This window comes from Methylobacterium sp. EM32 (assembly GCF_040593685.1).
Lineage (GTDB): Bacteria > Pseudomonadota > Alphaproteobacteria > Rhizobiales > Beijerinckiaceae > Methylobacterium.
On record NZ_JBEXZS010000245.1, the window covers coordinates 1 to 25726 of the forward strand.

The 25726-nt window shown below is 72.8% G+C and carries 24 protein-coding genes; 14 read left to right on the forward strand and 10 right to left on the reverse strand.

Going from position 1 to position 25726, the window contains the following annotated elements; genetic code table 11:
- Positions 1-529: 529 nt before the first annotated feature.
- From motA to ABZT49_RS30760, 8 genes are all read left to right on the forward strand, one after another.
- A complete protein-coding gene (gene motA / locus ABZT49_RS30725) occupies positions 530-1402 on the forward strand; it encodes a flagellar motor stator protein MotA (protein WP_355291924.1) in 873 nt (290 codons plus the stop codon).
- 48 nt (positions 1403-1450) lie between these two features.
- Complete coding sequence (locus ABZT49_RS30730; protein WP_355291926.1) at positions 1451-2437, forward strand: FliM/FliN family flagellar motor switch protein; 987 nt, start codon at positions 1451-1453, stop codon at positions 2435-2437.
- Positions 2421-2714: a hypothetical protein gene (locus tag ABZT49_RS30735; RefSeq protein WP_093569833.1), complete on the forward strand. Its 294-nt coding sequence runs from the start codon at positions 2421-2423 to the stop codon at positions 2712-2714. Before ABZT49_RS30730 ends, ABZT49_RS30735 begins: the two co-directional genes overlap by 17 nt.
- 396 nt (positions 2715-3110) lie before the next feature.
- Positions 3111-3452: a flagellar motor switch protein FliN gene (fliN, locus tag ABZT49_RS30740; RefSeq protein ID WP_093569834.1), complete on the forward strand. Its 342-nt coding sequence runs from the start codon at positions 3111-3113 to the stop codon at positions 3450-3452.
- A 5-nt stretch (positions 3453-3457) separates the two neighbouring features.
- Positions 3458-4495 carry a flagellar motor switch protein FliG gene (locus tag ABZT49_RS30745; protein WP_355291929.1) on the forward strand — a complete coding sequence of 346 codons (1038 nt, stop codon included), beginning with the start codon at positions 3458-3460 and terminating at the stop codon, positions 4493-4495.
- 47 nt (positions 4496-4542) lie between these two features.
- On the forward strand, positions 4543-5607 hold the full coding sequence (flhB, locus tag ABZT49_RS30750; protein WP_355291931.1) for a flagellar biosynthesis protein FlhB: 1065 nt from the start codon (positions 4543-4545) through the stop codon (positions 5605-5607).
- On the forward strand, positions 5604-6044 hold the full coding sequence (locus ABZT49_RS30755) for a hypothetical protein (RefSeq protein WP_355291933.1): 441 nt from the start codon (positions 5604-5606) through the stop codon (positions 6042-6044). The genes flhB and ABZT49_RS30755 overlap by 4 nt, the downstream gene beginning before the upstream one ends.
- 307 nt (positions 6045-6351) lie before the next feature.
- On the forward strand, positions 6352-7134 hold the full coding sequence (locus ABZT49_RS30760; RefSeq protein ID WP_355291935.1) for a response regulator transcription factor: 783 nt from the start codon (positions 6352-6354) through the stop codon (positions 7132-7134).
- Between the two features lie 42 nt (positions 7135-7176).
- On the opposite strand, the gene ABZT49_RS30765 is transcribed toward ABZT49_RS30760, so the two are convergent.
- The 6 genes from ABZT49_RS30765 to fliF are packed head-to-tail and all read right to left on the reverse strand — an operon-like array spanning position 7177 to position 15514.
- Complete coding sequence (locus ABZT49_RS30765) at positions 7177-7779, reverse strand: transglycosylase SLT domain-containing protein (RefSeq protein ID WP_355291937.1); 603 nt, start codon at positions 7777-7779, stop codon at positions 7177-7179.
- On the reverse strand, positions 7733-10258 hold the full coding sequence (locus tag ABZT49_RS30770; protein ID WP_355291939.1) for a flagellar hook-length control protein FliK: 2526 nt from the start codon (positions 10256-10258) through the stop codon (positions 7733-7735). The genes ABZT49_RS30765 and ABZT49_RS30770 overlap by 47 nt, the downstream gene beginning before the upstream one ends.
- Before the next feature lie 16 nt (positions 10259-10274).
- Positions 10275-11558, reverse strand: a complete 1284-nt coding sequence (locus ABZT49_RS30775) for a chemotaxis protein MotC (RefSeq protein ID WP_355291940.1) — start codon at positions 11556-11558, stop codon at positions 10275-10277.
- The gene (locus tag ABZT49_RS30780) at positions 11555-12886 is read right to left on the reverse strand and encodes a MotB family protein (protein WP_355291942.1); all 1332 of its coding nucleotides are present in this window, start codon (positions 12884-12886) and stop codon (positions 11555-11557) included. The genes ABZT49_RS30775 and ABZT49_RS30780 overlap by 4 nt, the downstream gene beginning before the upstream one ends.
- Before the next feature lies 1 nt (position 12887).
- Positions 12888-13799, reverse strand: a complete 912-nt coding sequence (locus ABZT49_RS30785; protein ID WP_355291944.1) for a hypothetical protein — start codon at positions 13797-13799, stop codon at positions 12888-12890.
- On the reverse strand, positions 13799-15514 hold the full coding sequence (gene fliF, locus ABZT49_RS30790) for a flagellar basal-body MS-ring/collar protein FliF (RefSeq protein WP_355291946.1): 1716 nt from the start codon (positions 15512-15514) through the stop codon (positions 13799-13801). Before fliF ends, ABZT49_RS30785 begins: the two co-directional genes overlap by 1 nt.
- 206 nt (positions 15515-15720) lie before the next feature.
- Between fliF and ABZT49_RS30795 the strand changes: the two genes are divergently transcribed.
- Entirely contained in the window at positions 15721-16506 is a 786-nt protein-coding gene (locus tag ABZT49_RS30795) for an SDR family NAD(P)-dependent oxidoreductase (RefSeq protein ID WP_355291948.1), read from the forward strand.
- A 285-nt stretch (positions 16507-16791) separates the two neighbouring features.
- Positions 16792-18747, forward strand: coding sequence for a methyl-accepting chemotaxis protein (locus tag ABZT49_RS30800; protein ID WP_355291950.1), 1956 nt, complete (start codon positions 16792-16794; stop codon positions 18745-18747).
- 231 nt (positions 18748-18978) lie between these two features.
- Here the strand turns inward: ABZT49_RS30800 and ABZT49_RS30805 are convergent, their stop codons facing one another.
- The gene (locus ABZT49_RS30805; RefSeq protein WP_355291952.1) at positions 18979-19677 is read right to left on the reverse strand and encodes an SDR family NAD(P)-dependent oxidoreductase; all 699 of its coding nucleotides are present in this window, start codon (positions 19675-19677) and stop codon (positions 18979-18981) included.
- Positions 19674-20288, reverse strand: a complete 615-nt coding sequence (locus ABZT49_RS30810; protein ID WP_355291956.1) for a PaaI family thioesterase — start codon at positions 20286-20288, stop codon at positions 19674-19676. The genes ABZT49_RS30805 and ABZT49_RS30810 overlap by 4 nt, the downstream gene beginning before the upstream one ends.
- Before the next feature lie 93 nt (positions 20289-20381).
- Here ABZT49_RS30810 and ABZT49_RS30815 point away from each other — a divergent pair, with 93 nt between their 5' ends.
- The 3 genes from ABZT49_RS30815 to ABZT49_RS30825 all read left to right on the forward strand — a co-directional run bounded on the left by ABZT49_RS30815 (position 20382) and on the right by ABZT49_RS30825 (position 23348).
- Positions 20382-20930, forward strand: coding sequence for a TetR family transcriptional regulator (locus tag ABZT49_RS30815; protein ID WP_355291958.1), 549 nt, complete (start codon positions 20382-20384; stop codon positions 20928-20930).
- A 69-nt stretch (positions 20931-20999) separates the two neighbouring features.
- Entirely contained in the window at positions 21000-22838 is a 1839-nt protein-coding gene (locus ABZT49_RS30820; RefSeq protein WP_355291959.1) for a L,D-transpeptidase family protein, read from the forward strand.
- Positions 22839-23009: 171 nt separating this feature from the next.
- Positions 23010-23348, forward strand: coding sequence for a DUF1778 domain-containing protein (locus tag ABZT49_RS30825; RefSeq protein ID WP_355291961.1), 339 nt, complete (start codon positions 23010-23012; stop codon positions 23346-23348).
- A 57-nt stretch (positions 23349-23405) separates the two neighbouring features.
- Here ABZT49_RS30825 and ABZT49_RS30830 read toward each other — a convergent pair whose 3' ends face one another.
- Together ABZT49_RS30830 and ABZT49_RS30835 are read right to left on the reverse strand one after the other, a co-directional pair.
- On the reverse strand, positions 23406-24452 hold the full coding sequence (locus tag ABZT49_RS30830) for a putative sulfate exporter family transporter (protein ID WP_355291963.1): 1047 nt from the start codon (positions 24450-24452) through the stop codon (positions 23406-23408).
- Between the two features lie 42 nt (positions 24453-24494).
- Positions 24495-24815: a PetM family of cytochrome b6f complex subunit 7 gene (locus ABZT49_RS30835; protein WP_355291965.1), complete on the reverse strand. Its 321-nt coding sequence runs from the start codon at positions 24813-24815 to the stop codon at positions 24495-24497.
- Positions 24816-24971: 156 nt separating this feature from the next.
- Here ABZT49_RS30835 and ABZT49_RS30840 point away from each other — a divergent pair, with 156 nt between their 5' ends.
- Positions 24972-25667, forward strand: a complete 696-nt coding sequence (locus ABZT49_RS30840; RefSeq protein ID WP_355291966.1) for an HAD family hydrolase — start codon at positions 24972-24974, stop codon at positions 25665-25667.
- The last annotated feature ends 59 nt before the right edge of the window (positions 25668-25726 follow it).

Genomic DNA, 25726 nt, shown 5'->3' on the forward strand with positions numbered 1-25726 from the left:
CTTGAGCGTGGTCAGCGCCGTCATCGCGGCGGTGTTGGTCAGAAGGCTGGTCACGGCTGATGGTTCCGGTGTTGTGCGGTGGCGGGAATGTGCAAGAGTCCGGGCTCGTACCGGTGCAGTGCGGCCCGGCTGGGTCCGCGGGCTTCGTCGGCCCGCGGACCGTCACCTCACCGTCTGAGCTTTCAACACATCCGGCTTCTCACCGGGGTCAGCGGAACGACATCATGTCTAGGGCAGGTTGTGCCCTCCGCTGATCCTTTCGCCGCGGTCTTTGTGGGCCCCGGCGACAGGGAGGACTATCGCGATACCCGCCTTATCAAGCGCTTAAGCCGCCTTGGGCCCGGCGAGACGCCTGGGGAAAACTCGGAAACGCTGGAACAAACCGCGATAGACTCAAGCTGAATCCCCGCCGCGGCGGCAGTGGGAATCCGCGGCCGGGCGCCCGGGCCCCACTGCCGGTCGTCCCAAAAAGCCCCACGCAAGCCACCGGCCTTAGAGCCGTACGCATCAAGACGGAGCGTTGCGGGAAATGGGAATCCTCGTCGGCCTGCTCATCGCCATCGGCTGCATGCTCGGCGGCTTCGTGGCCATGGGCGGCCACCTGATCGTGATCTGGCAGCCCTGGGAGTTCGTCATCATCGGCGGCATGGCGGCCGGCACCTTCGTGATCGCCAACCCGATGAAGACGGTGGTCGATTCCGGCAAGGCGACCATGGAGGCGTTCACCGGCAAGGGCCCGAAGCGCAAGGACTTCCTGTCCCTGCTCGGCCTGATCCACGCCCTCCTGCGCGAGATCAAGACCAAGCCGCGCAACGAGGTCGAGTCCCATTTCGACGATCCCGCGAATTCCGAGATCTTCAAGAACTATCCCGACGTGACCAAGGACCAGGGCCTGGTCCTGTTCATCTGCGACTATTGCCGGCTGATCCTGATCGGCGGCGCCCGCTCGCACGAGATCGAGGCGCTGATGGAGGAGGAGATCGGCACGCACAAGAAGTACGCGCTCAAGCCCTACGGGGCGATCAACACGGTGGCGGAGGCGCTGCCGGCGCTCGGGATCGTCGCGGCGGTGCTCGGCATCGTGAAGGCGATGGGCGCGCTCGACCAGTCGCCGCAGATCCTCGGCGGCCTCATCGGCGCGGCGCTCGTCGGCACGTTCTTCGGGGTGTTCGCCTCCTACGGCGTGCTGGCGCCGCTCGCCATCAAGGTGAAGGGCGTGCGCGAGAAGCAGTGCTCGGTCTACACCATCGTGAAGCAGAGCCTGATCGCCTACATGAACGGCGCCCTGCCGCAGGTGGCGATCGAGCACGGCCGCAAGGGCATCGCCGCCGCCGACCGACCGACCATCGACGAGGTCGAGGCCGCCACCGTGCCGGGCGCGCAAGCCCGCGAAGCGGCCTGATGACGACCCACCGAGACGCGGCCTGAGAGAGCCGGGACACCCCGATCCATGACCGAACCCGCGACCGGCCCCGTGTCGGGCTCCCCGTCCGGCCCCTCCGACCCGGCGATCCTCCGGAGCCCTGCCGACATCCGCGCCCGCATCCAGGAGGCCGCCGGCCTCTCCCTGGACCGGCTGCCGATGCTGCAGCTCATCTTCGACCGCCTGGCCACCGCCTGCGGCGACAGCCTCAAGCACCTCGCCGCCTCGTCGGTCCTGTACTCGCTGAACGGCGTCGAGAGCGGGCGCTTCGGCGAGTTCCTCGACGTCTACGACGCGAAGGCGGTGGTGGGGATCTTCAGCGCCCCGGCCTGGGACGGCCACATCCTGGTCGGCCTCGACCGCGACTTCGTCTTCACCATGGTGGAGGTGCTGTTCGGCGCCGACGGCACCGAGCAGCCGGTCGACGACGAGCGCGCCTTCTCGGCGATCGAGCTGCGCATCGCCCACATGATCCTGGAGCAGGTCGGCCGGGCGCTCGAATCCTCGTTCGGCCTCGTCTCGAAGACGGCGTTCCACCTGGAGCGCACCGAGACCCGGATGGAATTCGCGGTGATCGGCCGGCGCAGCAACAAGGCGATCCAGGCCAAGTTCCTGATCCAGGGGCTCAGCCGCGGCGGCGAGATGTTCCTCATCCTCCCGCAATCGGTGCTCAACCCGCTGCGGCCGAGCCTCGCCAAGGTGCTGACCGGCGAGACCAGCGCCCGCCGCGACCCGCGCTGGGCGACCCAGATCGCCGCCGAGGTGCAGAAGACCACGGTGCACCTGCGCGCCGTCCTGGAAGAGCGCCACCTGACGCTCGGCGAGATCGCCGGGCTGAAGGTCGGCCAGGTGATCGCCCTCGACGCCACCCCGGCGACGCGGATCAAGCTCGAGGGTAACGACAAGCCGCTGTTCTGGTGTCAGGCCGGGCAGTCTCAGGGGGCCTACGTCCTGCGGATCGACGAGGCCATCAACCAGGACAAGGAGGGAGCGGAGCATGGTGTCGCTGGTTGACGGAGTGCTGCTCGCCGCCCTTGTCGGCACCAATGCCTGCGTGCTGCCGCTCTACCTGAAGCTCAAGCGTCTCGACCGCGCCCAGGCCGAGTACGGCCGCGCGGTCGCGGCCTCCGGCCACGCGCTCGCCAGCGCCGGCGAGGCGGTGCGCAGCTTCACCGGCGAGGGCCGCGCGGTGCTCGAGGCGCTCGCCGCCAAGATCGACGAGGCGAAGGCGACGCTCGATGCCCTCGAGGCCGGCCGGCGCGAGGCGGCCCGGGCCGAGGGCCGGCGCTGAGGCAGCGGCCGGGCGGCACGCAACCGGCCCGCAACACCGATCGCTGACCGGAGGAGCGGGCCCGTCTTCATAAGCTCGCCCTTTCCGGGCCCGGCCGACTGCCATGGGCCTGTGCCGGGCGCAACGCGTTCGGACGCCGCTCCGGACCATCGCTTTCGATCCATCCCCTGCACGGTCCGGTACCGATTCCACGCGAGACTGCCCCTGCCCGGGCGCGGACGCCCACGGGCCGTCCCGCGCCGGGACCGCGGTCTCGCCGCGCCGGGAAGGCATGACGGATGAAGCCAAGCCGAACGAGACCACCACATCCGGCCGCAAGCTTGCGCCGCAAGCCTCGGATCAGCTTGAGCGCCTAGACCTGTCAGGGACATTTCGAGACTTCCACGCGAGCCCGCGATGAGCACGAGCCCCTTCCCCGATGCCGGCGCCAGCGCCGCCTTCCCGAACCAAGGCTCGCCAGCAGCCGAGGACGGACGCAACCTCGATTCGATCCTGCGCATCCCGGTCCTGGTGCAGGTCGTGCTCGGCTCGGCCACCATGCCGGTCGCCAACCTGATGAAGCTCGGCCGCGGCGCCGTCGTGCCCCTCGACCACCGGGTCGGCGAGCCGGTCGACGTGATGGTCAACGGCCGGGTGATCGCTCGGGGTGAGATCGTCATCGTCGAAGAGGACAATTCCCGCTTCGGCGTGTCGCTGACCGAGGTGGTCGGCCCGGCCGACGCCGCACAGAACGGCTGACCCGCGTGAACGTCTCGGTGTCCCCTCCGGCCCTGCGCAGCGCCTCGCGGCAGCTCGCACCCGTCGACCAGGTCGCGACCCTGCTCCTGGCCATGGGCAAGCCCGCGGCGGGGCGCCTGCTGAAGTATTTCGAGCCGGACGAGATCAAGCGGATCACCCACTCGGCCTCGCGGCTCGGCGCGGTGAGCCCCGACCAGGTCGACACCGTGGTCGAGAGCTTCGCCGAGGAATTCGCCAGCGGCGCGAGCCTCGTCGGCACGGTGCAGGAGGTCGAGAAGCTCCTCACCGGCCTGCTCCCGGCCGACCAGGTCGCCGACATCCTGGCCGAGGTGCGCGGCAACGCCAACCGCTCGGTCTGGGAGCGCATGGCGACGGTGTCGGAGAGCGTGCTGGCGAGCTACCTCGTCAAGGAGCACCCGCAGACCGCCGCCCTGATCCTGTCGAAGGTCAAGCCCGCCATCGCCGCCAAGGTGATGGGGCACCTGCCGCTGCCGGTGCGCAACACCGTGATGCGGCGGATGCTGACCTTCAAGCCGGTGACCGACGACGTGATGCAGGCGGTCGAGCGCGCCCTGCACGAGGACTTCCTGGTCAACGGCTCGCGCAATTCCGGCGCCGACACCCACGCCAAGATGGCCGACATCATCAACAAGATGGACCGCCAGCAGATGGACGAGGCGCTCACCAGCCTCGCCGATTCGCGGCCGAAGTCGGTCGAGATCCTCAAGGGCCTGCTCTTCACCTTCGACGACATCGTCAAGCTGGCGCCGCGCGCGCGCACCACCCTGTTCGACGCGGTGCCCAACGACCGCCTGGTGCTGGCGCTGAAGGGCACCGACGCAGAGTTCCGCACGGTGGTGCTGAGCGCGCTGTCGGCCCGCGTGCGCCGCATGGTCGAGCACGAGCTCAACGGCGGCGAGCCGGCCGCCCAGCGCGACGTGATGGAGGCGCGCCGCAGCATCACCGACCTCGCCATGGACATGGCGGGCCGCGGCGAGATCGAGATCAACCCGGGAGGCGAGGATGAGGCCCTCATCCGCTGAACGGCGGGCGATGAGCGGGGCGGGGCCAGCAGCCCGCGCATCCGCGCATGTCTGAGGAGACCGACCAGGAGAGCAAGACCGAGGCCGCCACCGAGCGGAAGGTGCGCGACGCGATCGAGAAGGGCAACGTGCCGTTCTCCCGCGAGGCGCCGGTCTTCGCCTCGATCCTCGGGCTCCTGGTCTCCTTAAGCCTGGTGGTGCGGGACCGGGCGGCGGCGCTCGCCCGTGACCTCGCCGCGTTCCTCGACCATCCGGGCGGGTTCGCCCTCGGCAGCGCCGAGGACGCCCTGACCCTGATGCACGCCACCGGCGGAGCGCTGGCCCGCTTCCTGACCCCGATCCTGCTGGTGCTGATCGGGTTCGGGCTCGTCGCCTCCCTCGCCCAGAACGTCCCGAGCCTCGTCGCCGACCGGATCGCCCCGAAATGGAACCGCATCTCCCCGGCCTCGGGCTGGGGCCGCATCTTCGGCCGCTCCGGCCAAGTCGAGTTCCTGAAAGCTGTCCTTAAAGTCTCCTCGGTCAGTCTCGTCGTCCTCCTGCTCCTGCGCTCGGAACAGGGCAAAGCCGTGAGTGCCATGTTCGTCGACCCGAGCCAGCTCCCCGAGCTGATCCTGACGACCGCGATCCGCCTGGTCTCGGCCGTGAGCATCGCCACCATCGTGATCGTGGCGGGCGACCTCGTCTGGGCGCGCCTGCGCTGGCAGCGCTCGCTCAAGATGTCGCGCCAGGAAATCAAGGACGAGCACAAGCAGATCGAGGGCGATCCGAGCGTCAAGGCGCGCCTGCGCTCCCTCGCCCAGGACCGCACCCGCAAGCGCATGCTCGGCCAGGTCGACCGCGCCACCGTGATCATCGCCAACCCGACCCACTTCGCGGTGGCCTTGCGCTACGAGCCCGCCGAGGGGCCGGCGCCGATCGTGCTCGCCAAGGGCCAGGACCTCATCGCCCTGCGCATCCGCGAGATCGCCGAGCAGAAGGGCATTCCGGTGATCGAGGACAAGCCTCTGGCAAGGTCGCTGTACGATGCTGTCCAAGTCGACCAGATGATCCCCGCGGAGTTCTACCGCGCGGTCGCGCAGATCCTGTTCTTCCTGTTCGCGAGACAACGATGATCCCTCACGACCACGATCTCGCGCAGGCCCGGATGGTCCCCCGAGATGTGATCGCGGCGGCCGAGGAGGTCTTCGCGACGGCGCTCCGCGACTTCATCACCGAGTTCTGCCTGCTCGACGGCAGCGTGCTGATCGCCTGGGTGCGGGGCGAGCGTCACGGCAACATCGCCGACCTCGTCGCCTCCTCTGCCGAGCCGTTCTTCAAGCACGCGACGCTGACCTACGCCGACGCCGCCGACGTCAGCCTCGACTGGGGCCGCTCGATGCAGGTGGTGCTCGACATGGAGTTCGCCGCCAAGCCCGTGACGGTGTTCTTCAAGCTCGTCCTCGACGGCTGCTTCGTCGGCGTGGTGATCCAGCGCATCCTGGCCGAGGACGGCCCTCCCTTGCGCCTCGAAGCCTTCGCCCGCGCCCTGTCGAACGCCCGGCTCTCCTGAGCCGGCGTCGAGGGCCGCTTCGCGTAGAGCTAACACCGGGCTAACGCGTCCCCGCATCCACACTCCGATCGATTCTTAACAAAAAGCCCTGCGAAGGGGGCCCGCTGCGGCGCGCCGGTCATTGACCGGCCGGCGCGGCGCGGACATGAATTCGATCGGCGCAAATCAGACACCCCAGGGTTTCGGACCGGCGCGCGTACTCCGCGCGCCGATTCGCCGAAGGTTCGGCGCCGAGGGTAGAAGATGGGGCACAGGTTGGGGCGGCGTGCCGCTGCGCCACCCGCCCGGGCCGATGAGGGTACGACAGATGTATTTCTTGGTTGATGCCAGGAAATCGGTGAATGCAGGCTTCAAGGCCGGGTTCGACCGGGAAGGAATATCATCCTTCTCGCTCTCGCCGGAAGAGTTCACGAGCTGGATCGAATCGGCGTCCCGCAGCGATCTCGACGCGGTGCAGGGCTTCCTGCTGGGCGATTTCGACGAGCGCGCCCGCTGCGCGAGCGCGATCCGCCGGCAATCCCGCGCCCCGATCATCGCGCTGGCCGATTCGCGGTCGCTGGAACAGACCCTGGTGCTGTTCGACGCCGGCATCGACGACGTGCTGCCCAAGCCCGTCCACGTCCGCGAGATCCTGGCCCGGACCGAGGCGATCTGGCGCCGGGTCAACGGGGAGCAGGCGGCAAGCTCCCAGGCGGCAAGTCTCCCGCCAGGTCACCCGGTGCCAAGTCACCCGATGCCAGGTCACCCGGCGACATGTGCCGATGCCGCCCTGCCCTGCGACGGGCGGGCTCCGGCCCGGGGCCCCGAGCGGCTCCGGGTGTTCTTCGACGGGCGCGACCCCGAGATCGACGGGGTGCCCCTCTCGCTGCCCCGGCGCGAGCGCCACATCCTGGAATTCCTGGTGCGCAACCGCGGCCGGCGGGTAACCAAGACCCAGCTCTTCAACGGCGTCTACGGCGTCTACAGCGACGGCGTCGAGGAGAGCGTGGTCGAGGGCCACGTCAGCAAGCTGCGCAAGAAGCTGGCGCAGGCCCTCGGCCACGATCCGATCGAGGCGAAGCGCTACATCGGCTACACTTACGTTGGGTGAGGCTTCGCCTCACCCCCGAACGGCCTTCGCCGGCAGACGTCCTCACTGGCAGAACGTTTTGGCGCCCGGCGTCCACTGGCCGAAGCCGGAGGCCACCATGTTGGCGATCACCCGGCAGACATACTGCTTCTGCGCCGGGTTGTTGTTCGGGCCGGCATGGTAGCGCGCCACCGCCAGGGTCCAGCTGCCCTCCCGGGCCTTGAGCTCCTTCAGGAAGACCGTGGCGTACTCGACGTTCTGACGCGGGTCGATCATCGCCTCGAGCGAGGAGAACTTCGCCCGGTGATAATGATGGTTGATCTGCATGCAGCCGAGATCGACCAGGCGCACGCCGCTGGCTTGCGCCTCCCCGAGGCGCCGGATCACGTCGGCAGCGTTCGACCCGAAATAGGCCTTGCCGCCGATATTCATGGCGTAGGGCTGCAGCGAGCCGCGGTTGCCGCTCTCGGTCAGGCCGACGGCGTAGAGCATGCCCAGCGGCACGCCGTGGCGCGCGGCGGCCTGCGCCATCTGCTGCTCGCAGACGTTGCCGGTCGGCGGCAGCGGCGCCCGGGCTGACCCGGACACCGTGGCGGCGGCCTGCGCGCCCGCGACGGCGCTAAAGGTAAAGGCCGCTGCGGTCGCGATCGCCCGAATGCGCGTCATCTCTCTGCTCCATGCTCCGGCGACCGCCTCCCTCGGGCGCGTCCGGGGTGCGGCGGGCCGGCTGGTCCGGGCTCGCGCCGCCATGCTGCTGCTGGCCGCCGAAGGACGGGAGCGCCTGGCCGCCCCCTTGCGGCGAGGCGTCGGGCTGGCCCGGCAGGCGGCCGGCCTGCACCGTGACGAGATCCGGCTGGTAGCCGGCCTCGCGCACCAGGGCGGTGAGGAGGCCGCCGTCGCGCCGCAGGAGTTCCGCGGTCTCCTCGCGCTCGGCGCGCAGGCTCATCTCCAGGCGCCCGTCCTGGAGCCGCATTCGGACCTGGACCTGGCCGAGCTCGGCCGGGCGCAGCTGCAGGGTCAGGAGCCGCAGCGGCCCCTCCGCCTGGGCGGCGGCGCTCCAGGCCGCCGCGACCGCACCGGCCCGGACCGAGGCGGGGTCGGGCAGGGCGGCGGCCCCGGTCGCCACCGCGTCGGCGATCTGCCGCAGGGTGGCGGCCGGCAAGGCCGCCGGGACCGGCGCGGCCTCAGCGGTGGCAACCGGCACAGTCATGCCCGCCGCCGGATCCTCGGCCCGACGCTCCCCGGGCGTGGCTGGGCCGATGGTCCTGGTCTCCTGCGACAGCTTGGCCTCGGGCAGGAGCCTGGCCTCGGAGACGGGAATGGCGTCGCGCGAGGGACCGGCCTGCCGGGAGGACCGGGCGACCTGGAAGGGATCGTCCTCTCGGGACGGTCCGGCTGCGGGGGCAGTCCCGGTCTCGATCGAAGGACGCGCCTCGGCCGAAGATTTTGGCTCGGTCGACGATCTGGTTTCGACCGAAGGCTTGCTCTCGACCGGAGGCTTGGCCTCGGATGACGGCCTCGCTTCCGACGGGGAGACGGCTCCGGGTGCGCTCGCGCTCGGGGCGGCCGGCCCGGTCGTCAGGGCGTCGCCGGTCCGCGGCTGAGGCCCGGGACCGTCCGGCATCCGGGCGGTCGCAGGGGCGCTGATTGCCGCCTCGCGTGTCGGGGTGGCACGATCGGAGTCCGGCGCTCCCGTCCCCGGCCGGGACGCGGCCACCGGCACCGCCGAGGGAGTCGTCACCGTCTCGCGCGGCGACAGGGGAGCGGTCGGCCCCGGCGCGGCGGCGCGGGCCGGAGCGGCGGAGGAGGGCGACGCCGGAAGGGCATTCGCCCGGTCTGGATCACCGGCCGGTCCGGCGGGCGTCCCGGGCCGCGCGGCGGCCGGCTGAGCGGCTGTCGCGATCGCCGGCGGGATCAACGGGACGGGGTCGCGCGGCGGCAGGGCCAGGCCACCGGCCGTCTGGCCGGCGGGCGGAGCGGCGGGGGCAAGGGCGCCGGAGTTCGGCGTCTCGGTCGGCACCGCACCGGATCCGGCGGCGGCCGCACGGCCGGCGGCATCGGGCATCGGGGAGGCCGACGCGGCGGCGACCGGCTGCGGACGAGGCACCGTCACGCCCGTCGGGGTGGGGAGCAGAACGGACGGCTGCGCTCCGGGCCGGGCGGTCCCCGGACCGGTCGCATCGCGCTGCGCAGCCGGTTCGCCGACGGGCGTCGCGGGCGCGGGGATCGCCGGTGCCGGACGGGCCGCGACCGGCGCGAAATGGGTCTCCTGCGCGATCACGACCACGGCGGATCTCGGCACGGCGGCGGGCGCCATCGCCTGACCTGCCGCAGGGCCGGGGGTCTGCGTCGGCGCGGCACTGACCGGAGCCGGGGCCGCCGGCGCGGCCGGAAGCGGGAATGCCAGCGCCGGATCGACGCGCGTCGGCCACGGCACGGCAGCCAACGGAGCATCGTCGGCGGACGCCGGCTCGGCCTTGGGCTCGGAGGCCTCGCCCTCCCCGTCCGGTGCGACGGCCGGAACCTCGGCTTTCGTGGCCGGAGCCTCCGGGACGGGGATCGGGCGCAGCCCTGCGAGGTGTGGCGGCACCGCCTCTTGCAGCGGAGCGGCCGTCTCCGCCGGGGGGGCCTTGGCCGAGGAAGCCGTGGTCGCGGGCGCTGCGTCCGCGCGGGCCTGGATCGCGAGGATCCGGGTCGCGCCGGCGAACGGGGGCATGGAGGCGGTCGCTGCGGCGCCTTGTGGTCCCGGGGGGGTGCCCGATCCCGGGGTGCTCGCGGCCGGCATCGCCCCGGTGGGGGCCTGCATCTCCCCGGCGGGGGCCTGCGCGGGCGCCCGGCCGGCGGCCCGCTCCATCAGGGCCGCGAGATCCGCGTCGCCCGGGCGGGCGCCGCCGCGCGGGAGCGCGCCGGCGAGGAGCGTGTCCAGCGTCGCGGCACCCGGGGTCGCAGCGCGCGCGGCCGGGCCGCTCGCCGGCTCCGTCCCGGCATCGGGCGGGGTCGCGGGCTCGGGGCGCTCGCGGCTCTCGAACTGGGTGAGCACCGCGTCGAAGCCGGGTCCGGCATCGGGGCGGGCCTGGTCGCCGGAGTTGCGAGCGCCGTCGAGGCGCGGGCGCGGGCCCGTCAGCATCGCGTCGAGGGGGGTCACGGGTCGGTCCTGTCGATCATCCGGTCGACCTGCGCGAGCGCTTCGCGCGCCCGGGCGATCGATGCGGCTTCGGGGATTTGGTGCCGGCCGGCCGGCGGGGCGGCGTCGGCGGTCGGCGGTGGGGGAGCGGAGGCGCGGGCGGCGCGCCGCCGCGGATCTGGCCGGCGGTGGAGAGCGCGGCGTCGAGGAGGCCGCGGTCGCTCGCGTCGAGCCCGGCCCGGTCGACGGCGCGCAGCGAGTCGAGCCCCTCCTCGTAGCGCCCGTCGACGACGATCAGGGCGGCGGCGCGGTAGAGCCGGGCCCGGGCGGCGGCCTCGCTGTCGGGGCCGGCGAGGCTGAGCGCCCGCTCGGCCGCGAAGGTCGCGGTCTCGCGCCGGCCCTGGTCCAGCCCGGCCCGGGCGACCAGGAGGTAGAGGTCGCGCCGCTCGCCCGGCTCGATCTCGTCGAGCATCCGCTCGAGGCGGGCGACGCGGGCGCGGTCGCTGTCGAAGTCGAGCCGGGTCAGCGCCGTGGCGAAGCGCTGGCGGAAATTGCCGGCATAGACCGAGCGGCGGAACCGCCGCAGGTACTGGATCGACAGGGCCTCGAAGCGCGTCGCGTCCCCGCCCTGGGCGTGGATGAAGATCTCGCGGCGCAGGGCCCCCTCCTCCACCAGGGTGCCGGGGGCGAGGAGCCGCGCGAGGTCGAGGAGCTCGATCGCCCGCCGCGGCGCCTCGCGGACGGTGACTGCGGCCTGCGTCAGGGCGAGCTGGCCGGCGAGGCCGGGGGGTTGGGTGCGGGGATCGTAGCGGCCGAGCAGCGGCCTGGCCTCGCGCTCGCGGCCTTCCAGGTAGGCGAACGCCCCCTGGACCAGGGCGGTGAGGTCGTCGGGCACCTTGCCCGTCTCACGCATCCGCCGCAGCACCCCGGGACCGCCGCCGGCGAGCGCGAAGGCGACGGCCGCCCGCACGTTCTCCGGGGCCGTCCAGGCCTCGGGATCGAGGGCGACGAGGCGCTGCTCGATGTGGCCGAGGAGCTGGCGCTGGGCGAGGTGGGCCTGGGTCGAGCCGCGGGCGATCCGGTCCTGGAGCAATTGCAGCGTGCGCACCAGCTCGACCGGCAGGCCGCGGGCCGCTACCGGCAGCGGCTCGATGGGCTTGGCCGGCTCGCCGTGGCCGCCATGGCCGTCCCCTCCCCCGCCGTGGGACTCGGCCGCCGGCGCGGCGTGGCCGCCGCCATGGCCGTCCCCGCCGGCCAGCACCGGAAGAGGCCCGGCCGCGAGGAGGATGCCGGCGAGCGCGAGGCGGGCGAGGCGGCTCATTCGGGCAGCCCCCGCAGCAGGATCTCGATGCGCCGGTTCTCCGCCGCCTTCGGGTCGGCCGGGTTGCGCGGCTGGCGGTCGGCATAGCCCTCGATCCGCTCGATCCGGGCCTCGTCGACGCCGCCGCGCACCAGCATGTAGGAGGCCATCTGCGCCCGGGCGGTCGAGAGGCGCCAGTTGTCGTAGGACTCGGAGCGGAACGGCCGCGCGTCGGTGTGGCCGCGGACCACGATGCGGCCGGGCCGGGAATTGATCACCTTGGCGATCTTCTCGATTGCCCGCACCACCTTCGGGGTCGGTTCCGCCGAGCCGATGCCGAACATGCTGAAGTCGATCTCGTCGGTGATGCTGATCAGGATGCCCTCGCCCGAGCGGCGCACCTCGACCTTCGGCATCGGCGTGCCGGTCGAGAGCGGCGCCACCGCCTTGGCGATCTCGGCCTTCATGGCGGCGACCGCGGCGGTCTCGGCCGCCTTGTCCTTGCCGGACTCCCTAGCCGGATCCTTCGCAGCGTCCTTGGCGGCGTCCTTGGCAGCATCCTTGGGCGCCGGCTCCTTGAGAGCCGCCGACTTCACGGCATCCTTCAAGGCATCCTTGGGCGGATCCCGCGGCGTGAGCGGCAGCCCGTCCTCGGCCGAGGCGACGCGGGTCACCGGGTCCTTCGGGTCGCGGGGCTTGCCCGCGGAGGCGACCTGGCCGGCGGCGTCGAGGCGGCTCTCGGACGGGGCGGTGACCGCGGTGCCGACCTTGCCCGGCCGCTCGGTGCGGTGGCGCGGCAGCGGCTCGACCTGCCAGTAGAGCGGATCGAAGGGGTCGCGCGCCGCGTCGCCGCCGCTGATCCCGGGCTGGCCGGACTCGACCGCGGCCGCGTCGGAACTCGCCGTGTCGGCGCGCTCGGATTCGGCGGCGAGGCGCGCCAGCACCGCGTAGGGATCCTGGAACAGGGCCGATTCCCGCGCCCGGCTGCCCGGGGCGGCCTCGCTCGCCTTGTCGCCGGCCTTGCCCTCGCCCTTGCCGTCCCCCTTGCCCTCTCCGCCCTTGCCCTCGGCCTTGCCGCCCTCGGCGCCGGGCTCGGAGGGGGTGTCGTGGGGATCGCGAAGGCCCTTCTTGTCGTGGGTGACCTCGGCGAGCTTCACCGGGTTGAAGTACTCGGCGATGGTCTGCTTCTGCTCCTTGCTGGTGGAGTTGATCAGCCACATCACGAGGAACAGCGCCATCATGGCGGTCATGAAGTCGGCGAGCGCGATCTTCCACGCGCCGCCATGGTGACCGTCCTCGTGGTCGCCGTGGCGCTTGATGATGATGATTTCCTGATGGCCCTCGGACATCTCAGGTCTCCGCCACCGCTGCCGCGATGAGGCGCGTCCAGGCGCCGAGCTGGGTATCGATCACGGTCTGGTCGGCGCTCACCTGCACCTCCGCCGTCTCGGCCGCCGTGAACGACACGGAGGCCGCGAGCGGCCCGAGGCGGGCGGCCAAAGCCGCCAGCAGATCCTCCGGCCCGCTCACCCGCACATGGACGGCCTGCGGCTCGGCCAGCAGCCGCGCCAGCGCGCCGCTCAGCTCGGCCACCGCCTGGCGGCGCAGGGCGTCGGTCAGCACCGGCACCAGCAGGCGGGCGATGCGGTCGGAGAGGGTCGCGTCGAGGGCACGCAAAGCCGCCGCGAAGCCGTCGGCCAGGGCGTCGGCCTCGGCCTCGCTCCAGTGCCGGCGCGCCTCGGCGAGGCGGGCCTCCGCGGCTTGCGCCGCGTGGAGGCGGGCGATCGCGGCCTCCTCCCGAGCCTCGGCGAGGCCCTGCTGCCGGCCGCGCTCCTCGGCGGCGGCGAGGAGCGCGGCGCGCTCCTCCGGCGTCTCGCGCTTGGCCGCTTGCGGCTTCACCAGGGGCGAGGCGGCGAGGGCTGCCTCGGGCGGAGGCGGCGCCGGCGGGGTCGCGGCGCGGGGCAGCAGGCCCTCGAGCCATTCCGCGCGCGCGGCGTCGAGCGGGCCGTGGTGCGGCCCCTCGGGCGGCCCTTCGGGCCGGGGAGGCTCGATCCGGATCACGTCCGGCGTCTCGGGGACCGGGAGCGGCGCGCGCGGGGCCCGGGCGAGGCCGGCCCAAGGATTGTCGAAGGACGGATTGTCGAAGGACGACGTGTCGGAGGAAGGGCCGCCGCGGGCCGCGGGAACCAGAGCCGCCGCTGGCTGGGGCGGCACCGGGCCGGACGCGATCTCCGGCAGGTAGCGGGCGATCACCGCATCCATCACGCCGGCTCCTCACGCAGCAGCCAGCGCTTGAGGATGGCGGCGACCTGCTCCTCGTCGACGTCGATCATCTGCTCCAGGCGCTTCTGCGGCGAGTTCTTCGCCTTCTCGGCCATGTCCTCGATGAGGCTCGCCATGGCGGACATCCCCTCGGGGCCGGCGAGGGCCGGCTGGCCCGGGACGGCGCCCGGCACCGCGCCCGGCGCCGGCAGGGCTCCGGCCTCGGCCATCGCGGCGCCTGGCAGGAGGACGGCGGCGGCCGCGGCCTCGAGAGCCGCCATCTCGGTCTGGGCCGCCTCCGGCACCGCCAGGATGGCGCGGAGCGCCGGGCGCAGGCCGAACCAGATCAGGAGGCCCGCCACCACCAGGATGGTGGCCGCGTTGATGAGGGTCGCGGACTGGCGCACCATCACGTCGGCGATGCTGAGCGGCGGCACCGGCTCGAGGGCCTGGCCGTCGTTGATGAAGCTCACCGCCGCGACCTTGACCGTGTCGCCGCGCTCCTTGCTGGTGCCGGCCGCCGTGGCGACGATCTGCTCGATCTCGGCGATCTGCTTCTCGATGTTGGCCGCGTTGCCCGCGTTGCCCTCTTGGCCCTGCTGCCCAGCCGTGAGCCGCGAGCGGTTGACCAGCACCGCCACCGAGAGCTGCTTCATCGCGTAGCCGTCGCTCACCGTCTGGATCACCCGCTGGGAGATCTCGTAGTTGGTGAGGTCCTCCTTCTTGGAGGTCTCGTTGCTGGCGGTGTCGTTGCCGTCCGAGCGTGTGCGCTGGTCGGGCAGGTTCTGCTGGGCGCTGGTCGGGCGCTGGGCGCTGCGGTTCTGGCTGTTCTCGTTCTCGCGCACCGAGCGGACCGAGCGGGCGACCTGCTGGTCGGGGTTGTAGATCGTCTCGTTGGTCGAGGTCTTGTCGGTGTTGAGCTGGGCCGCGACGCTGACCTCGAAATTGCCGATGCCGAGATAGGGGGTGAGCGCGCGGCGGATCCGGTCCTGCACCTCGCGGCTGACATCCTTCTCCAGGCTCGCCATCTTGCCGGTGGGCGCCTGGCCGCCGTCGTCGCCCGACAGGAGCAGCGTGCCGTCGGCGCCGATCACCGTGACCCGGTCCGGCTTCATGCCGGGGATCGCCGAGGCGACGAGCTGGCGGATCGCCTGGGCGCCGCTGCGGTCGTCGGCGGGCTCGGTGCGCACCACCACGGAAGCCGAGGGCGGTTGCTGGTCGCGCCGGAACGAGCCGCGCTCGGGGAGCACGATGTGGACGCGGGCGGCGCGCACGCCCTTCATGCCCTGGATCGTGCGGGCGATCTCACCTTCGAGGGCGCGAACCCGGGTCACCTCCTGCATGAACGAGGTCATGCCGAGCGAGCCGAGGTCGTTGAACAGCTCGTAGCCCGACTTCGAGCTCTGCGGCAGGCCCTTCTCGGCGAGCAGCATCCGCGCCTGGGCGGTATTGCCGTAGGGCACCATCACGGCGGCGCCGTCGGCGCTGACGTCGAAGCGGATGCCCGCATCCTTGAGCACGCCGCCGATGCGGGCGACGTCCTCGCGGGAGAGGCCGGTATAGAGCGTCTCCTGCGCTGGGCGGCTCAGGTAGTAGGCGCCGAGCCCCACCGCCAGGAACACCACGAGCCCGATCAGCCCGAGGGCGGCGAGGCGCCGGGCTCCGAGCTCGACGATGTTGCTCCACAGCCTCTCGGCTTGCTCGCGACCGGACATCTCTCTCGCCAATCCCGTCCCAGCCCAGGCGACACTGCCTGATCGCTCTGTGACGCCCCTGCCTTGTGCGGAGGTTGCGGGCCCCTTGTGCGCCGGCGCACCCACCGGCGGCGGAGCCGATTGACGTCTTTGCTGATGACCATCATCAATACAGACATGACGGCGATCATGAAACGCCGCCGATCCGGAGCCTAAGGAACCTCCCCATGAACGACCATCAGCCCGCCGCCCTCGTCACCGGCGCCTCGTCGGGCATCGGTGCCACCTATGCCGACCGCCTCGCCCGGCGCGGCCATCCCCTGGTGCTGGTGGCTCGCGACGCCGCCCGCCTCGACGCGCTGGCCGCGCGCCTGCGGGCCGAGACCGGCGTCGCCGTCGACGTGCTGGCGGCCGACCTCACCGACCAGGCCGGGCTCGCGGCGGTCGAGGCGCGGCTGCGCGACGATGCCCGAATCGGCCTGCTCGTGAACAATGCGGGTGCTGCCGCCCCGGCGGGCTTCGCGGCCGACGACCTCGCGCCGCAATACCGCCTCGTCGACCTCAACGTGGTGGCGCTGACTCGGCTCGCCGGCGCCGCCGTGCAGGGGTTCCTGGCCAGCGGCGGCGGCGCCATCGTCAACATCAGTTCGGTGGTGGCGCTCGCGCCCGAGTGGCTGCCCGGCGTCTACGGGGCGACCAAGGCCTACGTGCTGACCCTCTCGCAGGGGCTCCAGTCCGAGCTCGGGCCGCGTGGGATCTACGTCCAGGCGGTGCTGCCGGCTGCGACCCGCACCGAGATCTGGGAGCGCTCCGGCAGGGCGGTGGAGAGCCTGCAGGGCGTGATGGAGGTCGGCGAGATGGTCGACGCTGCCCTGAACGGGTTCGACCGGCGCGAGGCGGTGACGATCCCGTCCCTGCCGGATCACGGCCAATGGGAAGCGTTCGAGGCGGCGCGCCGGGCAATGGCACCGAATTTCGCGCAAGAGCACGCGGCGGCGCGCTACCGGGGGTGAGGGGACGAAGCCGGGCGGACGAGGTCGTGGTTGGCGCTGGGGAAGATTTTTCCCTGCACCTCGAACCGCCCGCACGCCCGGCTCATCCATGAAGCCGGATGACGCGCGTCAACCCGGTATCGCGAAGACAATCCGATACGATCCGCCGGCGATCGTCGCCCGGCCGTGATCTTTCGGGGATCGCGCTTCACGCGGCCTTAACGTGCGGTCGACAGGGTCTCTGCGGTCGAGCCCGACCTGCCGAGCCCTTACGCACCCGCCATGCTCTCGCGACGCCCGCCCGCCTTGCGCTCCATCGGAGGCAAGCTCACCGCCGCCCTGCTCGCCTGCTCGCTGACGGCGACCGCGCTCCTTGGATGGACCGCCTACCGGCAGCAGCACGAGGCCGCCGACGCCGCGATCGCCACGGCCTTGGACCAGCGCTACCGGGCGGTGACGGATGCGATGGCCGAGCAGGGCCGGCGCGCGCTCGCCGTCTCGACGAGCCTCGCCCACGATCCCGCCCTCGGCGAGGCGATGCAGCGGGGCGACCGCGCGGCGATCCTCTCGCGCTCCCCGGCCCTCGGGGCGCGGCTGGCGGAGGGCCTGAACCTGCGGCTGGTGAGCGTCTTCCGCCCGGACGGCACCGCGCTCGCGCGCCTGCACGCACCGGACGCCCACGGCGATTCGGTGCTCGCCCGCCGCGCCACCGTGCGGGCGGCCTTGCAGACCGGCCTGGCCACGACCGGCATCGAACCGGGGCGGGACACGATCGCGATCTTCGCCACGGTGCCGGTGGTCCGCAACGGCGCGACGGTCGGCATCGCCGATGTCGGCAGCCCGCTCGGCGCCGGCTTCCTCGCCGACCTGAAGCAGCGGCTCGGCGTCGACCTGGCGTTCCACCTCGTCAAGGACGGGGTGCCGACGACGCTCGCAGCGACCTTCCCCGACAAGACCCTGCTCGACCCCGCCGCCCATGCGGCGGCGACCGCCCGGCCGATCGCCTGGCGCGAAATCACGATCGGCGAGCGCGCGACCGCCGTGGTGGCCGGGCCGCTCGTCAACGCCTCGGGCCAGGCGATCGGCACGATCGAGGTGGCGCTCGACGTCTCGGGCGAGGTCGCCGCCCGGCACCGGGCCGTCCTCGTGCTCCTCGGCGTGCTCGCCGTCGCGGCCCTCGCGGCGCTCGCCGTCGCCTGGGCGCTCGCCCGGCATATCGGCCGGCCGCTCGCCGCCCTCGACCGCACCATGCAGGCCCTCGCCGAGGGCCGCCTCGACGCGTCCGTGCCGGGGACGGAGCGGAGCGACGAGGTCGGCACCATGGCCCGTTCGGTCCGGCTGTTCCGCGACCGCCTCGCCGAGACCGAGACCTTGCGGGCCGCGGAGGCGACCGGGCAGGCACAGCGCGAGCGCCGGGCCGGCGCGGTGGACGACCTGGTGCGAAGCTTCGACCGGGCGGTCGGCGAGGTCGTCGGCATGGTCTCGTCGGCGGCGACCGAGATGCAGGCGACCGCCGCCCAGCTCTCCGCCACCGCGGGCGACGCCGCCCGGCGCTCGGCGGCGGTGGCGGAGGCCGCCGGCGACGCGGCCCGCAACGTCGGGATGGTGTCGGACGCGGCCGGCACCCTCGGCGCCTCGGTGAGCGAGATCGACCGGCAGGCCGCGGCCTCCGCCGAGCGCTCCCGGGCCGCGGTCGCCGAGGCCGCGCAGGCCGGCACCATCGTGGCGGATCTGGCCGGCGCGGCGAACCGCATCGGCGACGTGCTCGCCCTCATCTCCGGCATCGCCCAGCAGACCAACCTGCTGGCGCTGAACGCCACGATCGAGGCGGCCCGCGCCGGGGCGGCGGGCCGGGGCTTCGCCGTGGTGGCGGCCGAGGTGAAGGAACTGGCCGGCCAGACCGCGAAGGCGACCGCCGAGATCGCTGAGCAGATCGCCTGGATCCAGACCTCGACCGGTCGGGCGGTCACGGCGATCGCCGGCATCACCGGGACGATCCACGCCGTGAGCGACACCGCCGAGGCCATCGCCGGCACCGTGCGCGAGCAGGGCAGCGCGACGCGAGAGATCGTCGCCTCCGTGGCCCAGGCCTCGACCCGCACCGGCGACGTCACCGCGACGGTCGCGGGCCTGTCCCAGGCCGCCCAGGAGACCGGCCACGCCGCCACCCAGGTGCTCGCCACCTCCTCCGAGCTCGCCGGCCAGGCCGAGCGCCTGCGCGGCCAGGTGCAGGGCTTCCTGGAGGCGGTGCGGGCGGCGTGAGGGCAGCTGCCCGCAGCGACGGTGGTGGTCCATCGACGATCTTTCCACCCTCCGCGTCATTCCGGGGCCGCGCAGCGGAGCCCGGAATCCAGACACTAAGGTGGTGCAGAACGAAGCGGAACGCTCTTTGCTCTATCCTGAACGACCTGCGGTTCTGGATTCCGGGCTCCGCTACGCGGCCCCGGAATGACGCGGAGCAGGATGAAGCTGTAGAGGCCAATCAAATGCCTCTCAGAACCGCTCCACCCAGGGCCGCAGCTCGACCTCGAACGACCAGGCGTCGCGGGGCTGGCGCAAAACGTCGAGATAGGCCCGCGCCACGCCCTCCGGCGTGAGGGTGCTGTCGGGCTTGTCCGCCGGGTCGGGCCGGCGGGCGCTGCGCACCGCGCCGTCGACGACGAAGTGGGCGACGTGGATGCCCTTCGGCCCCAGTTCGCGCGCCGCGCTCTGGGCGAGGCCACGCAGGGCGAACTTGCCCATCGCGAAGGCGGCCGAGAGCGGAAAGCCCTTCACGCCGGCGGTGGCGCCGGTGAACAGGATCGCCCCGTGGCCATGCGGCTCCATGCGCTGCGCCGCCTCGCGGGCGACCAGGAAGGCGCCGTAGGCGGTGACCTCCACCGCCCGCCGCACCGCCTCCGGATCGAGGGAGGCGAGCGGCCCGGGCGCCCGGGCGCTGGCGTTGTAGATCACCGCATCGGGCGCGCCGAGGCGGGCCTCGACCGCGGCGAACAGCGCGGCCACGGCCCCCGGGTCGGCGGCGTCGGCCGCGAAGGTCGCCGCCCCGGTCTCGGCCGCGAGGTCGGCGAGCTTGCCCGCGTCGCGGGCCGCGAGGCCGACCTGCAGCCCTTCCGCGGCGAGGAGGCGGGCGAGCGCGGCGCTGATGCCGGACCCGGCGCCGACGATGAGGGCGGTGCGGTAGGGCAGGCTCACGGGCGCTCCTCCGGTCGGGCGGGCCGCTCCTCGCGGGCTGGCAAATCGTCCCGCACGGGCAGGTCGAAGACCAGGCAGGTGGTGCTGGCGGTGGCGCAGAGCCGGCCGGCCTCGTCGGTGAGGCTCGCCTCGGCCACGGCCTGGCGCCGCCCGGCATGGACCACCCGGCCGGTCGCCGCGACGCGGCCGGAGCCTTCGGTGACCGCCCGCAGGTAGTTCACCTTGATCTCCAGCGTCGTGTAGCCGCGCCCGGCCGGCAGGGTGCTATGGACGGCGCAGCCCATCGCGCTGTCGAGCAGCGTCGCCAGCGCCCCGCCATGGACGCTGCCGATCGGGTTGTAGAGGTACTCGCCCGCCGGCATCCGCATCGTCACCCGGCCCGGCTCGGCCTCGTCGAGCGTGATGCCCATCAGGGCGACGATCGGCGGCGGCGGCACCGTGCCGGCGATCAGGGCACGCAGGAAATCGAGCCCGGCGAGCCCCTGCCCGGCCCGGGCCAGCGCCCGCGGATCGGCCCAGGTGACCGTGCGCTCCCTTGCCGGTTGCTCCTTTGCCGATTGCTCCCTTGCCGGGGGCTCCCGCAGCGGCTCGGGCGACGACGTGGCGGCCATGCTCCCTCCTTTTCGCCTTCTTACATGACGTCAATCATGATACTATATTGATGATCGTCGTCCTCAATGATGTCAATGGGAGCGGATCGTCGGATGCGGGTGACGCGCGAGCAGTTCCAGGAGAACCGGCGCCGGATCCTCGAGGCGGCGGGTCGCCTGTTTCGCGAGAAGGGGTTCTCCGCCGTGACGGTGGCCGAGGTGATGGAGGCTGCCGGGCTGACCCATGGCGGCTTCTACGGCCACTTCGCCTCGAAGGAGGATCTTGCCGCCCAGGCGCTGGGTCAGGCGCTGGCGCCGCGGGAGCCCGGGACAGCGCCGGATCTGGCCGGCTTCGTCGCCTCCTACCTGTCGGCGGCCCATCGCGACCGGCCGGGCACCGGCTGCGCCCTCGCGGCCCTGGGGGGCGAGGCGGCGCGCCAGCCGGCGCCCGTGCGGCGCGCCTTCACCGAGGGGCTGGAGGCGCGGCTCGCCCGGATGCAGGAGGCCCTGCCCGACGGCGACCGGGCGGCGGCGCTCGCGGCGATCTCCGGCCTCGTCGGTGCCCTGGTGCTCGCCCGGGCGGTGGACGACCCCGCCCTGTCCGACGAGATCCTGGCGGCGGCGCGGGGCGCGCTCGGCGATCCGCGACCCGGCAGCCCGTGAGTCGGGCCGGCAGGTTTTTGGTAACCCTCGCGTGACCATGCTGGGGGGCGTCCTTGCCCGAGGCCGGTGATGGTGTTGCGTGTTGCGTTTCCGTACCTGCCCTCGGCGGCGGCCCTCGCCTGGGTGCTCGGCACCGGGCTCGCCGCCGCGGTCGAGCCCGCGCCCCCGGTGCCGCCCGCGTCGGTGCCGGGTTCCCAGGCTCCCCTGAACCAATCCTCTCCGCAGGCCGCCCCCGTCCCGCCGGCGCCGGTCGAGCCCGCGCGGCGCGAGGTGACGGCCTCGCCCGAGCCCTTGCCGGGCGGCGCGACGCCGCTGCCGGTCGGCCCGATCAAGCCCGGCGCCGCCCCGAAGTTGGGCGAGTCCAGGCCGGTCGAAGCCAGACCCGCGGAGGCCAAGCCCGCAGAGGCGAAATCCGCCGAGGGCAAGCCGGCTCCCAAAAAAGTCTCGCGCGAGCTGCCGCCGCTGGTGGTGGCGCGAATGTCGCAGGACACCACCCCGACCCTGACCCCCGCGACCTTCCTCGACACCCTGCGGGCGGCCGAACGCTACCAGGGCCTGGTCGAGGCCGGGGGCTGGCCGGCCCTGCCGGCGGACCTCGCAGTGAAGCCCGGCGAGCGCAACCCGGCGATCCCGGGCTTGCGCCGCCACCTCGTGCTGACCGAGGACCTCGCCCCCGGCGGCCCGGAGGGCGACACCCTCGATCCCGGCCTCGTCGCGGCGCTCAAGCGCTACCAGGCCCGGCACAACCTGCCCGAGACGGGGCTCCTCGGCCGCCAGACCTTGGCCGCCCTCAACGTGCCGGCGAGCGTGCGCCAGCGCCAGCTCGCGGCCTCGGCCAACCGGCTGATCGGGTCGAGCTTCCCGTTCGGCGAGCGCTACGTCGTGGTCAACATCCCGTCGGCCGCCGTCGAGGCGGTGGACCACGGCAGCGTGGCGCGCCGCTACGTCGCGGTGGTGGGCAAGCCGGAGCGCGCCTCGCCCTCGGTCGAGACGAAGATCACCAACATCAACTTCAACCCGACCTGGACCGTACCGGTGTCCCTCATCAAGAAGGACATCATCCCGCACATGCGCAAGGATCCGGGCTACCTCGCCAAGATGCATATCCGCATGCTCGACGGCCAGGGCCAGGAGGTGCAGCCGACCGCCGTCGACTGGTCGACCGAGCGGGCGGTGAACTACACCCTGCGCCAGGATCCGGGCTTCGACAACTCGCTCGGCCAGGTGCGGATCGACATGCCGAACCGGCACGCGGTCTACATGCACGACACGCCGTCGAAGTCGCTCTTTTCCCGCGACGTGCGCTTCCACTCCTCGGGCTGCGTGCGCGTCGCCGACGTGAAGGCGCTGGTCGGCTGGCTCCTCGACGGCACGCCGGGCCCGAACGGCCCCGGCTCGGCCTGGGGCCCGATGGAGATCGAGACTGGCATCGCCACCGGCGAGCGCCGCGACATCAAGCTGGCGAAGCCCGTGCCGGTGACGTTCGTCTACCTCACCGGCTACGCCACCCCGGACGGAAGGGTGCATTTTCGTGACGACGTCTACGGCCTCGACACCGGCAAACCGGCCGACGTCGCGGTGACCGGGGCGCTCGCCAAGCCAGACACCGCCAAGCCGGAGATCGCCAAGCAGGCACCCGCGAAGCCCGCCGCCCGGCCGGTCCCGGCGAGAGCCGCGGCCGAGCCCAAGCCGGCCGCCAAGCCCACTGCGACCAAGCCGGGTGCCGCCAAGTCCGAGTCCACGAAGTCCGAGGCCACGAAGCCGGCGGTCATCAAGGCACCCTCGGCCGAGAGGACGGCGCCCAAGGCGGAGCCGAAGCCCACCGCGAAGGCATCCGCGCCCGAGAAGCCCGCCTCTCCCAAGCCGGCGCCCGCCACCGAGCATCGGACCGCAATCCCGCCGACCTGACCTGGCGCCTCTCGCGCCGCTCATTGAGGCCGGTGTTCGCCTCCGGCCACGTCCTGCCTGTTCCCGGGTCGGGAGTGCCGGTTCGGGCCGATCCGTTCTCGTCGGCGCCACGCAGCTGGCGCGGGCAATCCGGTACCGATAGGGTGGCCCCGGGAGCCCGCGCTACGTCACATGGTCAAACCGCACTCACCCCCGCCAGGGGACCGCGGCCACGCATCCGCGACTGTCGCGGACCAGCCTTCGCGTGCCGACACGGGGAGCAGCATCGACCTGCGGATCGAGGCGGAGAACCGCCGGCTCATCGACGAGACCGCCGTGCTCCACATGACCCGCACGGAGTTCGTGGTCGAGAGTGCGCAGCGCCGGGCGGTCGACGGTCGGCTCGACCAGCGCCTGCTCTCGCTCGACGCCCCTCGCTTCGACGCCTTCATGCACGCCCTCGACAATCCACCGGCGCCGGGACCGAAGCTGCGGTCGCTCCTGCGTCGGGTGCCGGCGTGGCAGGCATAACCGACGCTCCGATTGTGGTGCCAGCCCCTGACCGTCCCAGGCCGGAAGCCCGCCGGTTCAGGAGATCCCCAACCCCCGCACCAGCGCGATGCTGACGAGGAGCAGGACGCCCAAGGAGGCGGTGACCGCGAGGGTCACCCGGCCGCCGACCCGGGCCACCACCCGCACGTCGACGCCGAGCCCGAGGGCCGCCATGGCGATCACCGTCAGGATGCCGGCGGTGCGGGTGAGCGGCGCGAGCGCCGCGTCGGGCACGAGGCCCAGCGACCGGGCGGTGGCGAGCGCGAGGAAGCCGAGGATGAACCATGGCACCAGCTTGAAGAAGCCGAGCTTCTTCCGCGCGCCGGCCGGGGTGCCGGGCTCCTCGCGCAGGCGCGGGGCGAGCAGCGACAGGCCGAGCACCACGGGGCCGAGCATCAGCACCCGCACGAGCTTGACCAGCGTGCCGACCTGGGTGCTGACGAGGCTCACCGGCACGGTGGCGGCCAGCACCTGGGGCACCGCGTAGACCGTGAGGCCGGCGAGCACGCCGTACTCGGTCGGGTTGGTGCCCAGCAGCGGGATGAGGAGCGGCAGGCCGAGCACTACCAGCACGCCGAGGATCGCCGTGAAGGCGATCGAGGAGGCGACGTCGTCGCCGCTCGCGCCGATCACCGGGGCCACCGCCGCGATGGCCGAGTTGCCGCAGATGGCGTTGCCGCAGGCGATCAGGATCGACATCCGGGCCGGCAGCCCGAGGAGGCGGCCGATGGCGTAGCTGGCGATCAGGGCGATCAACACGGTGGCGACGATGCCGGCGAGCAGGGCCGGCCCCGAGGCGACCAAAGCCGCGAGGCTGATCGAGGCGCCGAGGAGCATCACGGCGACCTCGAGCAGCTGCTTGGCGCTGAAGGCGATGCCGATGCGCCAGCGCGGCCCCGGCTCCCAGACCGAGCGGATCGCGATCCCGGCGAGGATCGCGATCACCAGGGCCTCGACGTAGGGGTGGTGGACGAGGCGCTCCTCCGCCGCCTGGACCAGGCTCGCCGCCGCCGTGACGGCGACGCAGAGGGTGAGGCCGGGCAGGACCGCGAGCGCGGTCCGCCCCATCGCGTCAGGCCGCATTGCCGGGCATGCTCGTATGCAGGGGAAGTCGCGGGTGCTCGCTCACGGACGGAAGCTCGTGCCGATGCCGGCCCGCGCCGGCTGGCCGAGCCAGAGCAGCACCAGGCCGAGGACCAGGGCGATCGGGGCCGCCGGCGAGAGGGTGAAGGGGAGGCCGAGGAGCTTCCACAGCGTCGGCTGCCCGCCCTCGGCCATCGCCTGGAGGCTCGCGGCCCGGTCCTTCATGAGCGCCACGGCGACGTCGCTGACCGAGGTGACCAGCACCGCGTTGTTGGCGATCGAGCGGGCGCCGTCATAGACGATCCCGACGAAGCCGGCGGCGAGCAGCAGAAGGCCGAGGCTGCGGCACAGGAAACGGATCATCCAGGGCTCCGGACCGCGCGCCTCACGCGGGGCGCGCGGCACCTTGAGTAGAGAGACGGTCTTGCGGGCGCAAGCTTGAGCGCGGCACCGTGGCGGGTTGATCCGGGCGCAGCCTCCGTGTCACGGCGCGTGGCGACCGACAGCGAGGGGAGCGGCATGAACGGCAGGACGGGCGGACGGCCGGAGCTGGTGATCTTCGACTGCGACGGGGTCCTGGTGGACAGCGAGCCGATCAGCCTGGCGCGCCTGACCGAGAACCTGCAGCGCATCGGCGTGCCGATCGACCTCGACACGGTGGCCCGCCGCTTCACCGGGACCAGCATGACGTCGATCATGGCGCATGTCGCGACGGATTACGGCGTGCCGACCCCGGACGGCTTCGTCGACGCGGTGCGGGCCGACACCCTGCGGGCCTTCGACGCCGAGCTGACGGCGATCAGAGGCGCCGGCGCGGTGCTGGGGGCAATGCGGGACCGGCGTTGCATCGCCTCGAGCAGCGATCCGCAGCGCCTGCACCACGCGCTCTCGCTCACCGGCCTCATCGACCATTTCGAGGGCCACGTCTTCAGCGCCACCATGGTGGCGCGGGGCAAGCCGTTCCCGGACCTCTTCCTCTACGCCGCCGCCCAGATGGGGGTGGCCCCGGAATCATGCGTGGTGATCGAGGACAGCGTGCCGGGCGTCACCGCGGCGCGGGCCGCCGGCATCCCGGTGCTGGGCTTCTGCGGCGGCGGCCACTGGTCGCACGACCGCGCCGGGGCGGATCTTTTGGCCGCAGGGGCCCTTCGGGTTTTCGACGAATTCACCGATCTGCCCCATCTGTTGGAGACCTGGGACGCGTCGTCCCGTTAACGGACGGGGAGCCCTGGCACCGGAATCGCATTGACCTGTCGCGGGCGCCCGGCACATTC